This window comes from Enterococcus crotali (assembly GCF_000633635.1).
GTDB classification, from domain to species: Bacteria; Bacillota; Bacilli; order Lactobacillales; family Enterococcaceae; genus Enterococcus_L; species Enterococcus_L crotali.
Window position 1 is genome coordinate 216589 of record NZ_AYPQ01000005.1, and the last position, 13803, is coordinate 230391.

At 36.3% G+C, this 13803-nt stretch carries 13 protein-coding genes and 1 CRISPR repeat array; all 13 genes read left to right on the forward strand.

Annotated features, from left to right (window positions below):
* Window positions 1–11 precede the first annotated feature (11 nt).
* Window positions 12–830, forward strand: a complete 819-nt coding sequence (locus tag V192_RS0112945) for a transporter substrate-binding domain-containing protein (protein WP_029948261.1) — start codon at window positions 12–14, stop codon at window positions 828–830.
* Entirely contained in the window at window positions 831–1511 is a 681-nt protein-coding gene (locus V192_RS0112950) for an amino acid ABC transporter permease (RefSeq protein ID WP_025872386.1), read from the forward strand.
* 152 nt (window positions 1512–1663) lie between these two features.
* The gene (locus tag V192_RS0112955; RefSeq protein WP_239644680.1) at window positions 1664–1855 is read left to right on the forward strand and encodes a hypothetical protein; all 192 of its coding nucleotides are present in this window, start codon (window positions 1664–1666) and stop codon (window positions 1853–1855) included.
* Window positions 1856–1886: 31 nt separating this feature from the next.
* Complete coding sequence (locus tag V192_RS0112960; protein WP_025872390.1) at window positions 1887–2267, forward strand: PTS sugar transporter subunit IIB; 381 nt, start codon at window positions 1887–1889, stop codon at window positions 2265–2267.
* Between the two features lie 115 nt (window positions 2268–2382).
* The gene (locus tag V192_RS0112965; protein WP_204367690.1) at window positions 2383–2811 is read left to right on the forward strand and encodes a GNAT family N-acetyltransferase; all 429 of its coding nucleotides are present in this window, start codon (window positions 2383–2385) and stop codon (window positions 2809–2811) included.
* A 119-nt stretch (window positions 2812–2930) separates the two neighbouring features.
* Window positions 2931–3353, forward strand: a complete 423-nt coding sequence (locus V192_RS0112970; RefSeq protein WP_025872393.1) for a helix-turn-helix domain-containing protein — start codon at window positions 2931–2933, stop codon at window positions 3351–3353.
* Window positions 3354–3455: 102 nt separating this feature from the next.
* Window positions 3456–4454, forward strand: a complete 999-nt coding sequence (locus V192_RS0112975) for a LacI family DNA-binding transcriptional regulator (protein WP_025872395.1) — start codon at window positions 3456–3458, stop codon at window positions 4452–4454.
* A gap of 62 nt (window positions 4455–4516) precedes the next feature.
* A complete protein-coding gene (locus V192_RS0112980) occupies window positions 4517–6208 on the forward strand; it encodes an alpha-glucosidase (protein WP_025872397.1) in 1692 nt (563 codons plus the stop codon).
* Complete coding sequence (locus V192_RS0112985) at window positions 6198–7634, forward strand: PTS transporter subunit EIIC (protein ID WP_025872399.1); 1437 nt, start codon at window positions 6198–6200, stop codon at window positions 7632–7634. The genes V192_RS0112980 and V192_RS0112985 overlap by 11 nt, the downstream gene beginning before the upstream one ends.
* Entirely contained in the window at window positions 7631–9106 is a 1476-nt protein-coding gene (locus V192_RS0112990) for a glycoside hydrolase family 32 protein (RefSeq protein ID WP_025872401.1), read from the forward strand. Before V192_RS0112985 ends, V192_RS0112990 begins: the two co-directional genes overlap by 4 nt.
* Window positions 9107–9253: 147 nt before the next feature.
* The gene (locus V192_RS0112995; RefSeq protein WP_025872403.1) at window positions 9254–9670 is read left to right on the forward strand and encodes a GNAT family N-acetyltransferase; all 417 of its coding nucleotides are present in this window, start codon (window positions 9254–9256) and stop codon (window positions 9668–9670) included.
* A 152-nt stretch (window positions 9671–9822) separates the two neighbouring features.
* A complete protein-coding gene (locus V192_RS0113000; protein ID WP_025872405.1) occupies window positions 9823–11082 on the forward strand; it encodes a zinc ribbon domain-containing protein in 1260 nt (419 codons plus the stop codon).
* Between the two features lie 378 nt (window positions 11083–11460).
* Window positions 11461–12637: direct repeats of the CRISPR family, unit length 33 nt; unit sequence GTCTCACTCTGTTTAGAGTGAGTGGATTGAAAT.
* Between the two features lie 215 nt (window positions 12638–12852).
* Window positions 12853–13779 carry a hypothetical protein gene (locus V192_RS0113005; RefSeq protein WP_025872407.1) on the forward strand — a complete coding sequence of 309 codons (927 nt, stop codon included), beginning with the start codon at window positions 12853–12855 and terminating at the stop codon, window positions 13777–13779.
* Window positions 13780–13803: the final 24 nt, after the last annotated feature.

A 13803-nucleotide genomic window follows, 5' to 3' on the forward strand; every position in this document is an offset into this window, starting at 1 on the left:
CTAGTTTTAGTATTGTTGCGTTGATTTTAGTGTTAGTTGCGTGTGGTGGACCAAATGATAAGTCAGCTAGTAAAGATGACAGCTGGAAAAAAGTAGAGGATGCAAAGAAGTTAACTGTAGCGACCTCAGGAACGTTATTCCCTTCTTCTTATTATAACGATGAAAATAAATTAACGGGTTATGATGTGGATGTGATCACAGAAGTTGCCAAGCGTTTAGATCTTGATGTTGCGTTTAAAGAATACAATGTCGATGGGCAAATCGCTTCAGTGGATAAAGGGGAATCGGATTTAGCGGCCAATGATTTTGGTTTATCAGGGGATAGAGGGAAAAAATTCATCCTATCGTCGCCAATCAAGTATTCGTTTGACAGTATGATCGTACGGAAAAGTGATGATTCTGGAATTGCTTCTCTTGAAGATCTAAAAGGCAAAAAAGCCGCTGGAGAGCCAAATACGAACTACATGAAAATCGCAGAAAAATATGGAGCAAAATTGGTAACGTATGACAATGCAACAAATGATCAATATTTGACAGATGTTGCCAATGGTCGGACGGATGTCATTTTGAATGATTATTATTTACAAAAAATGTCAGTTGGTGCATTGCCAGATATTCCTGTAAAAATTTTAGAGGATGTCTACTTTAATGCAAACTTTACTGGATTTTTAATGAAAAAAGACAGTGTGGCTTTAAACAAAAAAATTGATGGCGCATTAAAAGAGATGCAAGAGGATGGAACTATGAAAAAAATCTCTGAGAAGTATTTCCAAACAGATGTCTCTGTTGAGCCAAAAGAAAAAGTTGAAGAAAGTGTTTCAGTAGAGTAGATGTATATACCAAAAATCGATTTTCAGTTAATGATTGATTCTATTCCATTTCTTCTCACTGGCTTGCCTTATACGATTGGAATCAGTTTGGTGACGTTCTTGATGGGAAATGTTCTTGGTATTCTTTTGACTGTATTAGGGATGTTACCTTCGAAAGTGATCAAAGGATTTGTGCGTTTTTATATTTCCTTTTTGCGAGGGGTTCCAGGTTTGGTCTTGCTATTTCTTTTGTATTTTGGTTTGCCCTATCAATTGAGCGCGTTAACGGCAGCTTGTATTTGTTTTAGTTTAACAAGTAGTGCCTTTATTGCTGAAATCTATCGTGGATCGATTGCAGGTGTCGAAGCAGGGCAGTGGGATGCAGCTTATGCGTTAGGGTTACCTTTTGGAAAAGTGATGCGTAAAATTATTTTGCCGCAAGCCTTTCGGATTTCGATTCCAGCTTTAGGCAATGTGGCGATGGATTTGTTAAAGGGCACGTCGTTAGCCGCAATGATCACGATTCCTGATATTTTTCAAAAAGCAAAGATCGTTGGTGGAAGAACTTTTGATTATATGTCGATGTATATTTTAGTGGCAGTGATTTATTGGTTGCTTTGTGTAGCGATTGGTTGGGGGCAAGGTTGGTTAGAACGACATTATATCAATCGTTATAAGGGGAAGACAGAAGTACGAATATAAAATATTCTGTGTAAGTAGCTGAAACGAGAAGAGCTGCTTATACAGTTTTATTTTTTTTACGTGTACAATAGTAATATGATTTATTCCTATTTTATTCTCAAAAAACGAGTATAATTAACCTATAGAATAATTAAGAATAGAAAGTAGGAAGAATGATGGATATGAAAGAAATAAAAGAGACCAGTCAATTTTTAGTTACGGAATATAAAGACAGTCTCATGAATGGTTTTGTTGAAACGCCTAGTCAGTTTATGATGCGTATGAATGTAGAGCCAAAAGTTGAAGAATATGTCCGTCCATTATTAGACCAAGCAGAGCAAGAATTTAAAGAAAGCACTAAATAATAAGCCAATAATCTTTTAGAGGAGGATGAATATGCTTGTTTATATTTGCTGTGCTGGTGGCATGACCTCTAGTATGTTTTGCCAAAAAATAGCAAAAGCCGCAGATCCTAAAGAGGTTTACTTTGGTCATCTTCAGGATGTAATTGCTGATTTTCAGCACTTATCTGCAACATATCCAACACTGATTGCCTATGGTGGAGAAGGCGAAATCAATCAATTGACTCTAGAACCTACTTTTAAACCGTATGTGGATCGTGTGCTAGTTTGCCCACAAGTTCGCTATAAAACAGCAAGTTTACAGAAGCTTCTAGCACCAGTTAATATTCCTTGTACAGATATCGATATGAAGACATTTGGCAATATGAATGGCGAAAAAGCGCTAAGAGAGATTTTAGCATTTAAAGAAGAATAGATGAAGATGTTAAAGGAGTTAAAGTTTGAAGGAAGCCTTGATTCTTGCGATTCCTCCATTTGTTTTATGAGTGATTGTTTTACTTAAGGTTAGAAAAGGGGAGATAAAAATGCTAGTGAAATACTTAGAAAAGAAGGAAGTAAAAAGAGCGGCAGAACTTTATATCTCCGTATTTTCAAAGGAACCATGGAATGATGAATATGAGTCATTTGAAGAAGTAGAACACTTCATCCAAAATTTTATGATGAGTGATACATATATCAATTTCATTGCCGAAGAAGAGGGTGAAATGATTGGGCTCTGCTTAGGGTTGAAAAAGCCGTGGATAAAAGGAGTCGAATATTACATTGATGAATTCTGTATAAAAAGTGAACGACAAGGGACTGGGCTTGGGAGTGAATTCTTAGCAAAAATAGAACGCGAAATTTCTTTATTAGGGATGAATGCGTTGATCTTAAATACCGAAGCTAATTTTTCTTCAGCCGATTTTTATCTCAAAAATGGTTTTCATAAACTATCTGATTTAATTGTTTTAGGAAAGTAGCTTTGTATGGTTCAAATGCTCTACTTAAAGGTGCCAATTTATTTAGCTTGCTATAATGCAAGCTTTTTTTGCGTGATTTTTTCCTCTTTTTACGTGATAATAAATGTGAGGTGATCAAAATGACAATTGGTGAAATTTTAAAAGAAAAGAGAGAACAGCGTGGCTATACTCAAAAAGAAGTGGCTCAAAAATTATATGTTTCCAGACAAACGATCTCTAACTGGGAAATTGGAAAAACGTATCCAGATATAGAAAAATTATTAAATCTAAGTGATTTTTACGGCGTTTCTTTGGATGAATTGATTAAAGAAGATTATAAAATGGTCGATAAGTTAAAAAGAGATACATATGAGCAGAAAATTCGAGTATATGGCTTTGTATCAGAACAACTATCAGCTATGATTCTTGGTTCAATCCTTACTTGTGTCTTTTTCGGTGTTCATTTTTCAACAATGGTTCAACTTATTCTTATTATGACAACACTTGGGTGTTTGGTTTTTCTTTTATGGCGGACTGGACTTTTTGAAAAACTGCTAAAGTAAGAAGTTATTGAAATTAAAATGTTCGCCTTTCATTTTAACATTGACAAAAATAAGAATGTATTTTATATTTATGGTATCGATATCATAAGAAGGAGACAACAGATGGCCACAATCAAAGACGTTGCAAAAAAAGCTGGCTTATCCGTTTCGACAGTTTCTCGTTTTTTAAACAATCATCCCTATATTTCTGATGATAAAAAAGAACGAATCCAAAAAGCAATGGATGAATTAAACTATGCACCTAGTGCGATAGCGACACAGCTTCGCTCAAAAAAATGTACGACGATCGGTGTGCTGATTTCAAGAATCACTAATCCATTTTTTTCTTATTTAGTCGATGCGATCGAAAAGCAGGCCAAAGAACATGGCTACCAACTGCTGATCATGCAAACTTATGATGATCCAAAAGCAGAGCTGAAAATGCTAGAGTATCTAAAACAACAAGTTGTCGCAGGTGTGATCATGACATCTATTGAAAGCGATTCACAAGTGATTGAAAGCTATTCGAACTATGGTCCGATCGTATTGTGCAATGAAAAATTAGAAGGAACAGATATTCCCAATATCTCGACCAATCAAGAAGAGATCAGCTATGAAGCAACCAATTATCTCGTTCAAAAAGGCTACCGCAAAATCGCCTATTGTACTGGCGGAAATTTAACCATAGGCGGACATGGGCAGCAACGAACCCAAGGCTTTGAACGAGCACTGGCTGAACATGATCTATCCATAAAAAATAAGTGGATCTTCAAGCAAGTCCATAACATGGAAGATGGTCAAAAAGTAGCGAGAGAAATACTGGCTCTACCTAAAAATGATCGACCAGACGCTGTCTTTAGTGGTAGTGATGAGGTCGGTATCGGGATCATCCAAGAGGTGCTTCAGCAAGGATTACGGGTACCAGAAGATTTGGCGGTATTAGGTTTCGATAATCAACCGAGTACGAGTATTATCGCGGTTCCTCTGACAACGATTAATCAGCCAACAACAGCGCTGGGAATCGAAGCTACAAAATTAATGGTTGCTCTGCTTGAAGGAACAACCTATAAAGTAAATAAAAAAGAACTTATTTTATCGCTAATTGAGCGTAAATCCACTTAGGTGGATTTATTCTTATGAAAATATGATATCGATACCACAAATGATGAAAGGATGATTAAATAGTGAGTATAGAAAACAAGGACAAAAAATGGTGGGAAAAAGAAGTGATTTATCAGATCTATCCTAAAAGTTTTAAGGATTCAAATAATGATGGAATTGGGGATATTCAAGGCATTCGAGAAAAGCTATCTTATTTTAAAGAACTAGGGATCACGACGATTTGGATTTGTCCGATTTTTACTTCGCCTATGGTAGATAATGGTTATGATATTTCTGATTTTGAAGGAATCAATCCTGAATTTGGTACGATGGCTGACTTTGATCAATTACTAAATGATGCCACTAGATTAGGAATCAAAGTAATTTTAGATTTAGTCATCAATCATACCTCAGATGAACATCCTTGGTTCCAAGCAGCATTAAAAGACAAAGAAAGTCCTTATCGAGAGTATTATATTTTTAAAGAAGGAAAAACTGAACCAAATAACTGGCGCTCGATTTTTGGTGGTTCCGTTTGGGAAAAGCTTCCAGATGAAGATATGTATTATTTCCACGCCTTTGATAAAAAACAACCTGATTTAAACTGGGAGAATCCAGCGTTACGTCAAGAATTATATGGGATGATCAACCGTTGGTTAGACAAAGGGATCGCTGGTTTTCGGATCGATTCAATTACCTTTATCAAAAAAGATCAAGATTTTTCTAGCTTACCAGCTGATGGTGTAGATGGTTTAGCTTCATGTAAAAGTAAAACGCGAAACCGACCGGGAATCGAAGTGTTTTTAAATGAATTGAAAAAGGAAACGTTTGAAAAATATAATTGTGTGACCGTTGGTGAGGCGCCGGGTGTCCCTTATGAGGAATATGGTGATTTTATTGGTGACGATGGGTATTTTTCAATGATTTTTGATTTTAATTATTCAGATATCGATGTTGAATCTGGTTCTGATTGGTTTAAACGAACGAATTGGACGACCAAAGAATTCAAAGAGAAATTGAAACGCTCACAAGAAGTGCTGCAAGCCAATGGTTGGGGTGCTAATTTTATTGAAAACCACGATCAACCACGAGCAGTTTCTAAATTTATCAAGCCAGATTTTCGAACGGACGAAGCAGCGAAAGCATTAGCTATGCTCTATTTCTTTTTACGCGGAACACCATTTATTTACCAAGCGCAAGAATTAGGGATGCAAAATGCGGAACGTAAAACGATCGATCAATTCAATGATATTTCAAGTATCGATAATTACTATCGCTCAATTCAAGAAGGCTTTACGTCAGATGAAGCGATGGCGTTTGTCAATCAGCGGAGCCGAGATAATACCCGCACGCCATTTCCTTGGGATGATAGTCAGTATGGTGGTTTTTCAAATACAACGCCATGGTTAGCGATGACAAAAGAATTTCCAACGAGAAATACGCTACAAAATCCAGTGCTGGATCATTATAAACAAATGATCGAACTGAGACAAAGTGGAAACGTAAGTGAGGTTTTAACCCATGGGACAATTGTTTTCTTAGAGAATGTGCCAGAGAATGTAATTGCGTACAAACGTAGTTTAAAACATACAGATGTCTATTCTTATACCAATTTAAGTGATACTGAGGAATTAATTCTCTTAGAAATAGGAACCAATGACTTACTTTTAAATTCCCATGATGAGCTAGTCTTGGAAGCGAATAAATTAACGCTTCATCCTTATCAAAGTGTTTTGCTTAAAAAAATAAATGAGGTGAGTGACAATGGCAATTAATTACAAACAAATTGGGGAAGAGATCATAAACGTGGTGGGGGAAGAAAATATTACGGGAATTACCCACTGTGCTACACGTTTGCGTTTAGAAGTAAAAGACCGAGAAGCAATCGATGATAAAAAAATCGAGAAGATTGATCAAGTAAAGGGAGTTTTCTTCAATGCTGGTCAATATCAAATTATTCTAGGGACTGGTATCGTTAATAAAGTCTATGATTCACTGGTTCAAAATAATCACGAATTATTGGAAAAAGAGACGTCTTTAGAAGAAATGAAAAAGCCAAGTAATCCAATTAAACATGCGATTCGTACGCTTTCTGATATTTTTGTTCCAATTATTCCAGGAATCGTGGCAACAGGGCTATTTTTAGGGTTGAAAGGTGTCTTTTTAAATGAAAGTGTCCTAGAGTTTTTTGGGACCTCAACAGATAAAATCCCTGAGTTTGTTTTGGTTCTTTTGAGTGTGTTGACAGATACGGTCTTTGCTTTTTTACCAGCGCTTATTTGTTGGTCGGCTTTTAAGAAGTTTGGCGGCACACCGATCATAGGTTTTGTGATCGGGCTGATGTTAGTATCCCCTATGTTGCCGAATGCTTATTCTGTAGCAGATATCAATAGTGGGGTTGAACCGTTGATGGCTTTTGGATTTATTCCGATTGTTGGGTATCAAGGAAGTGTTTTGACTGCATTAGTAATTGGACTTTTAGGTGCAAAATTAGAGAAAGTCCTACGTAGAAAAATGCCAAATTCTTTGGATTTGATGTTTACGCCCTTTGTGGTTATTTTAGTGATGATGTTGACGGGGTTGTTAGTTTTAGGACCAATCTTACACTTTGTAGAAAATGGCTTGGTCTACTTGATTACAGGTCTGATCAAATTACCATTTGGGATTGGTGGTTTGCTGATTGGTTTCTTATATCCGTTAGCAGTTATGACGGGAATGCATCATCTTTTCATTATGATCGAAACCAGTTTATTGGCAACAACTGGTTTTAATCCGTTGATCACGCTTTGTGCGATGTATGGATTTGCCAATGCCGCAGTGAGTTTTGCAGTTAGTGTCAAGGCCAAAGATAAGAATGTGAAAGTAATCGGAACAAGTGCAGGGGTGACACAGCTGCTAGGTGTAAGTGAGCCAGCTTTATTTGGGATCACGATTCGTTATGGGATGAAACCATTAGGCATTATGTTAGGCTGTTCGGCATTAGGCGGGGCTATTTTATCATTGCTGAATGTGCAAGCGAATTCATATGGTTTAGCTGTTATTTTGTCGCCATTGATGTATATTTATAGTTCTTATCAATTGGTAACTTATATTGTGGTTGGGATTTGTATCTTTATTTTGGCATTTGTCTTGACGTATCTATTCGGTGTGCCAAAAGAAGTGATGATGCTAGAAGATGAATATCTAGGAGAGAAACAATGAGCTGGACAAATGAGCAGCGCTATCGGGTGATAACAGAGGCTGAGGATGGAGAGTTATTCCACTTAGAAGCTAAAGTAGCAACTAGCATTTGGCGGCAAAGATATCATATCCAGCCTAAGTATGGTTTACTTAATGACCCAAATGGATTTTGTTATTATAATGGAAAGTTTCATCTATTTTATCAATGGTTTCCTTTTGGCGCGGTTCATGGAATGAAACATTGGTATCATTTGACGAGTTCTGACTTGGTTGATTGGAAAGACGAAGGCGTTGCTTTAACACCAGAGTACGTGTATGAATCACATGGCATCTTTTCTGGAACTGGAATAGTAGAAAACGAACAACTTTATTTATTTTATACTGGGAATCATCGAGATGAAACTTGGCAACGGCGGTCTTCTCAGTGTTTAGCTATTCTTTCAAGCGATGGCAAAATAGAAAAATTACCGCAACCGATCATTAGCGAGCCACCTAAAAATTATACACATAATTTTAGAGACCCTAAAGTTTTTAAAAAAGGGGATCACTATTATATGCTGGTGGGCGGGCAAAGAGAGTCTTTAGAAGGGTGTTTATTGCTATATACGTCAGAAGATTTAAAAAAATGGCAATTTAAACAAGAACTAAAAACCAATCATGCGTCGTTTGGCTTTATGTGGGAATGTCCAGATTTCTTTTCGCTTCAAGGTCAAGAGGTGCTCTTACTTTCACCACAGGGCTTGAAAGCCAAAGGGAATGAGTTTCAAAATATTTATCATTCAGGCGTTTTTATTGGCAAATTGGATGAGCAGGCAGGATTTTTTGATACGCAAAAGTTTCAAGAATTAGACAAAGGGTTTGATTTTTATGCACCGCAAACAACACAGGCTCCTGATGGTCGTCAAATTTTGATTGGTTGGATGGGGCTGCCAGATACGACGTATCCATCTGATGCGGATGGTTGGGCAAATTGTTTGACGATACCAAGAGAATTATCTATCAAAAATGGACGAATCCAGCAAAATCCAATCCGTGAATTGAAGCAAAAACGAACGAGAGAAAAGCAAGAAAAAATTGCAGTAATACATGGGCGAGAGCGTTTGACCACGATCTTTTCTGAGCCGGGAGAATATCGGATCACACTTACTTTAGAAGATGCAGCGCAAGCGGGAGTTGCCTTTAGAGTTGGCGCAGGAGAAGAAACAGTGTGTCTATTGAATAAGCAGGACCAAGTTTTTTGCTTAGATCGTAGCTGTTCAGGAAAAGCTGTGGCGACTGATTATGGTACAGTCAGAAAAATGACGTATAATCAATCAACGATTCAATTAACTGTTTTTCTAGATCAATCGTCGATAGAAATTTTTGTAAACGATGGAGAGGCAGTCTTTTCTAGTCGGATTTTTCCAATGGAGGAGAGCCGTTTTATTGAAGTATTTGCAGAAAATGGCACAGCTCAGATCGAGATAATGCAATGGCTTTACCAAGAGGGATAAAATCGGAGTTAAGAAGCAACAAAGGAAAATGGAGTAGTTATAGATAATTAGGCTATAAAAATTTCGATAGGGCTAGTATTTTGTTGTTTGATAAGTTATTTTTATATTAAACAAGCAAGTATAGTTCGTCGAAAGGAGCCTGATTATATGAAAAAACTTACTATAATCGATACAGATATTAAAGAATTGCTCAGTCAGGCGACAACAAGTAGTAAGGTTGTCAGTGAACTGGAAAACTATTTAAACGTGAGCAATAGGGTGTTGTATTTAAATTACCATAACGATGTTTTAGTAGGATGTATCGGTATTAAAATATTAAAGAATAACGTAATAGAGATCACACATTTAGCAACGAAAGAAGCATACCGGTGTAAGCAAATTGGAAGTCGCATGATCGCGTATATAGAAAAAACATATGAGCCGTTCGAACTAGTTGCTGAAACAGATAATGATGCGGTTGGTTTTTATAAGAAGTACGGTTTTGAAATCGATTCTTTAGGTGAAAAATATCCGGGGGTAGAACGCTTTAATTGTTTGAAGAGTTGCTTCTGCCCACCGTTGTAATAATATGCCAATAATAATCGTTGTGAATTTTTTCAATCCTCCATTTCAATCCTTTCATTGTTTGATTATGGATAATCTTTTTTCCCATTTACCTTCTATCAAAACAATGAGATAATAATGATGGAAAAATTTTAGTTTTGGAGGGAAATAGGTTGGGAGATTCATTAGTTCAAAATCAGTGTTCAACTTGTGGGGGAGCAATCACTGATTTAAATGTAAAACATTGTCCTCATTGTGGGACATCACAAGATATCGTTCAAACAACGATCGATGAAAAAAATAAAAATGTGGAATTGTGCCCAAATTGCGGTTCACCAGTAACATTTAATATTGAGAAGCAACAGTTTGCTTGTGATTTTTGTCATTCAACATTTACAACAAAGGCTGAAAAAGAATTTGATAATCTAACGTTTGAGCCAGATAATTTGATTCCGTTTCAAGTACCAGAAGGGCTAGCGAAGAAACGATTTTTTGAGTGGTTGATCAAAGGGGAGAATGTTCCTTTGGATATCTTAGGAAAAATCACGAATCTTCAACTTGAGCAAGTTTTTATTCCATATATGGGGGCAAGTGTTGCCTATGAAGGAGCATGGGGCGCCGATATTGGCTATAATCGTTCTGAAAGCTATACGGAATATGTGACGAAAGAGGATAAAAAAGGCAATAAATATTCTGAACCAGTGACAAAAACACGAACAGTTGTCGACTGGAATCATTCTAGTGATATTTTTACAGGGACAGCGTTTAAGAGCTATCTAATCAATAATGAATTGACAGGCCCAGAGGCAGAATTTGCTAAAAGTGTGAGTCATCTGGCTTTTGTAAAAGATGTAAAGCCTTTTGATGAACATTATACGGCAGGTACTCGGCAATTGAAGATTTCATCTGATAGAGTATCAGAAGTTCTACGCTCGATCCGTGATTTTGCTAAGGAAGAAGCCGAGAAAACAATGCTTGGCATTTTGCCAGGTGATAAAAATAGAAATGCAAAAATTACAAAGTTCTCTTACGATTTAACATCCAAATACACATACGTCCCTTTTTGGAAAATCATGTATAAATACGAAGGAATCGATTATATTGTAATTGTCACAGCAGCTAAAAAAGAAAAAATTGAAATGAATGGCAGCAGACCGTTGAGCCAAGAAGATTCAACGGTTGAAAAAAAGCTGAAGACAAAAGGCCGCTATGGTCTGTTAGCTAGTGCGCTATTTTTCTTGATCAATATGTTTAATGTTCTTCCTGATGCTACAGGCCCATTTTTTGCCCTACTTTTTTTAGGAGGGATCGGTATTTGGATTTATTTTGCAATCAAGCGGCATAGTTTCTTAAACTCTAACAAAAAGCATCTTAAAAATAATTTACATGAATACCCGGAATATATGGATTTATTAAAACAATATCCAGAGTAACTTTCAGGTAATAGTTATTTTTTTATCAGAGGTTGTTTATTTGAAATTTATGGGGCTGAGATGTAACTCGAAAAGTTATATCTTAGCTCTATTTTTTTGTATAATGGATTTTTGTTTACTAAAAGTAATTAATTTTGTTCTGAAAAGAGTTGAATTATGCTATTATTATAATTGAACCTGTTCAGGAATATTTAGGGAGTAGTGACGGAAAATAATGTGGTGCGAACCCTAAGTGCACATGAAATCACTGAGGGACTCGCACCAGTTTTTGATGAATAAAGACATACTTTTAATGACTTTTATCATTATTTTCACATTTTATGACGTTATTTTAGGTGGGATTATTGTATTTTAGTAGAGGAATACTGTATTTTCACAGTCTCACTCTGTTTAGAGTGAGTGGATTGAAATATTTTCAGATTGACCTTCGCCTATTTTAATACCTAGGTCTCACTCTGTTTAGAGTGAGTGGATTGAAATATGGATATGAACATTACACGTATCTACGACTAGGTGTCTCACTCTGTTTAGAGTGAGTGGATTGAAATCAGCTAGAGACAAACTTTGCGTTCCGCCACCAAAGTCTCACTCTGTTTAGAGTGAGTGGATTGAAATAGGATTATCAGATATAAATAGTATGAGTTTATGTAGTCTCACTCTGTTTAGAGTGAGTGGATTGAAATTTATCAATTTACCTAGTCGAATAGCTAAAGAATTGTCTCACTCTGTTTAGAGTGAGTGGATTGAAATGTCGAACTTGTAATCGTTTAGCAACTGAAAAGCTGGTCTCACTCTGTTTAGAGTGAGTGGATTGAAATGTTAAATTCATAGCCAAAAAGTTTATAATATTTGTCTCACTCTGTTTAGAGTGAGTGGATTGAAATTTTTCTGAAAGTGACGTTTACCCAAAAAAACACGAGTCTCACTCTGTTTAGAGTGAGTGGATTGAAATCTGCTAAAAGTATGAAGCACAGGAACAAACTTGTTGTCTCACTCTGTTTAGAGTGAGTGGATTGAAATTATCCTCGACATCGCAAAAGGTGTCGGGGTTTTGTCTCACTCTGTTTAGAGTGAGTGGATTGAAATTTTAACGCTCCATGTTTTACCTTTAAGAGCATCTGGTCTCGCTCTGTTTAGAGTGAGTGGATTGAAATTCAGCATTAGGCAGCTTGGATTTTATTACCAAACGTCTCACTCTGTTTAGAGTGAGTGGATTGAAATAAGTGGAAACTAAGGTTACTATGTTATCGCTACCGTCTCACTCTGTTTAGAGTGAGTGGATTGAAATGATTAGTGATAGTGGTGCGGCCCAGTGGGAGTTTGTCTCACTCTGTTTAGAGTGAGTGGATTGAAATTTGAGCGTTAGCTCTTTTGTTAGCGCGGCTACCGTCTCACTCTGTTTAGAGTGAGTGGATTGAAATAAGGAATATCATGCCTGTTTTCAAAGAGCAGAGGTCTCACTCTGTTTAGAGTGAGTGGATTGAAATAAAGTAGCACGTACGAACAAGTTTTCACCTTTAGGGTCTCACTCTGTTTAGAGTGAGTGGATTGAAATTCACCATTACTAGCTAAGATAGCTTGTTGCTGATTAGTCTCACTCTGTTTAGAGTGAGACACACTAAAAACTTCCCATAATATCCAGTAATAATCGTTTTTCACCTAATTATTATGATCAATTTGTAAATAAACATAGACGTATCTTATATTTTTCGATAATATAAAACTATCTATCTTTGTATAGATAGTTTTTTTATCAAAGGAGAGCGAATAATGAAAAAATCAGTAAAATCGTCAATGGTTGTATTGGCGCTAAGCTTGGGTTTGTCGATTGGTCCATCTGAAGAAGTAGAAGCAATGTATGAGTCGCCATATACTTATTTTAATGAATATGGAATAAGACAAGAATTGTTTTCAGATATAGATGCTCTTCATTCTGATCGTTACAGAGCTGAAATGGATCAATTGATGGAGAATCATGAGAAGGGATTGCTTTCTGATGATGAATTTGATCGTTTATCGAAAACGTTAGCTGAGTCAGACGAAGAAGAGTTTCTCGAAAGAAAAACGTTATTTGACAATTATGGTTTATTAAAAAAAATAGATATCAAAAACATAACGCACTTTGATGCCGATTTTGAAGAATATTCTTCTCTTACCGGTCTTGAAGAAATGACAGCGTTAGAGCAAATTCAAGGTGAAGGTGGGAATTTTAACAGCTTTAGAGAACTTGGAAAGTTAAAAAAATTGAAGCGTGTCATGTTGGAAGCAAACAATCAATTAACCTTAAATAGCTTTAAAAATTTAAAAGACTTAGAAGAAATCCGCCTGTTGTTTGATGGCCATGAAAATAATGAAGAACAAGGGAGTCAAGAATATACACAAGCACTACCAACGGATATTTCTGCTTTATCTAATCTAGATAAATTAAAGAATATCCAAATCAGTGCCCGTGGCAGAATGGCTACGATCACCTTGAAAAAAGGTACGACCTCATATCAATTATTTGATCCTATCGTATCATCAAAACAATTTGATGGTGCTAAAATGAACTATTCTTCAGATAGCGAAAGCAATGAATGGTTGGAGTGGAATAATTTAAAAGGTGATGAGAAGTACTTAGGATTTAGTTGGCGCATAGAAAATGGACCGAATTTTTCCTACATTGGGGAAGGTCAAATTCCAATTCGCTGGAAATAATCAAAATAGATAAACGAAAACTCA

Excerpts from the sequence above, each read along its gene's own strand:
- V192_RS0112960 (WP_025872390.1), top strand. The coding sequence starts at position 1,887 with ATGCTTGTTTATATTTGCTGTGCTGGTGGCATGACCTCTAGTATGTTT.
- V192_RS0112950 (WP_025872386.1), top strand. The coding sequence starts at position 831 with ATGTATATACCAAAAATCGATTTTCAGTTAATGATTGATTCTATTCCA.
- V192_RS0112970 (WP_025872393.1), top strand. The coding sequence starts at position 2,931 with ATGACAATTGGTGAAATTTTAAAAGAAAAGAGAGAACAGCGTGGCTAT.
- V192_RS0112975 (WP_025872395.1), top strand. The coding sequence starts at position 3,456 with ATGGCCACAATCAAAGACGTTGCAAAAAAAGCTGGCTTATCCGTTTCG.
- V192_RS0112955 (WP_239644680.1), top strand. The coding sequence starts at position 1,664 with ATGATGGATATGAAAGAAATAAAAGAGACCAGTCAATTTTTAGTTACG.
- V192_RS0112995 (WP_025872403.1), top strand. The coding sequence starts at position 9,254 with ATGAAAAAACTTACTATAATCGATACAGATATTAAAGAATTGCTCAGT.
- V192_RS0113005 (WP_025872407.1), top strand. The coding sequence starts at position 12,853 with ATGAAAAAATCAGTAAAATCGTCAATGGTTGTATTGGCGCTAAGCTTG.
- V192_RS0112990 (WP_025872401.1), top strand. The coding sequence starts at position 7,631 with ATGAGCTGGACAAATGAGCAGCGCTATCGGGTGATAACAGAGGCTGAG.
- V192_RS0112985 (WP_025872399.1), top strand. The coding sequence starts at position 6,198 with ATGGCAATTAATTACAAACAAATTGGGGAAGAGATCATAAACGTGGTG.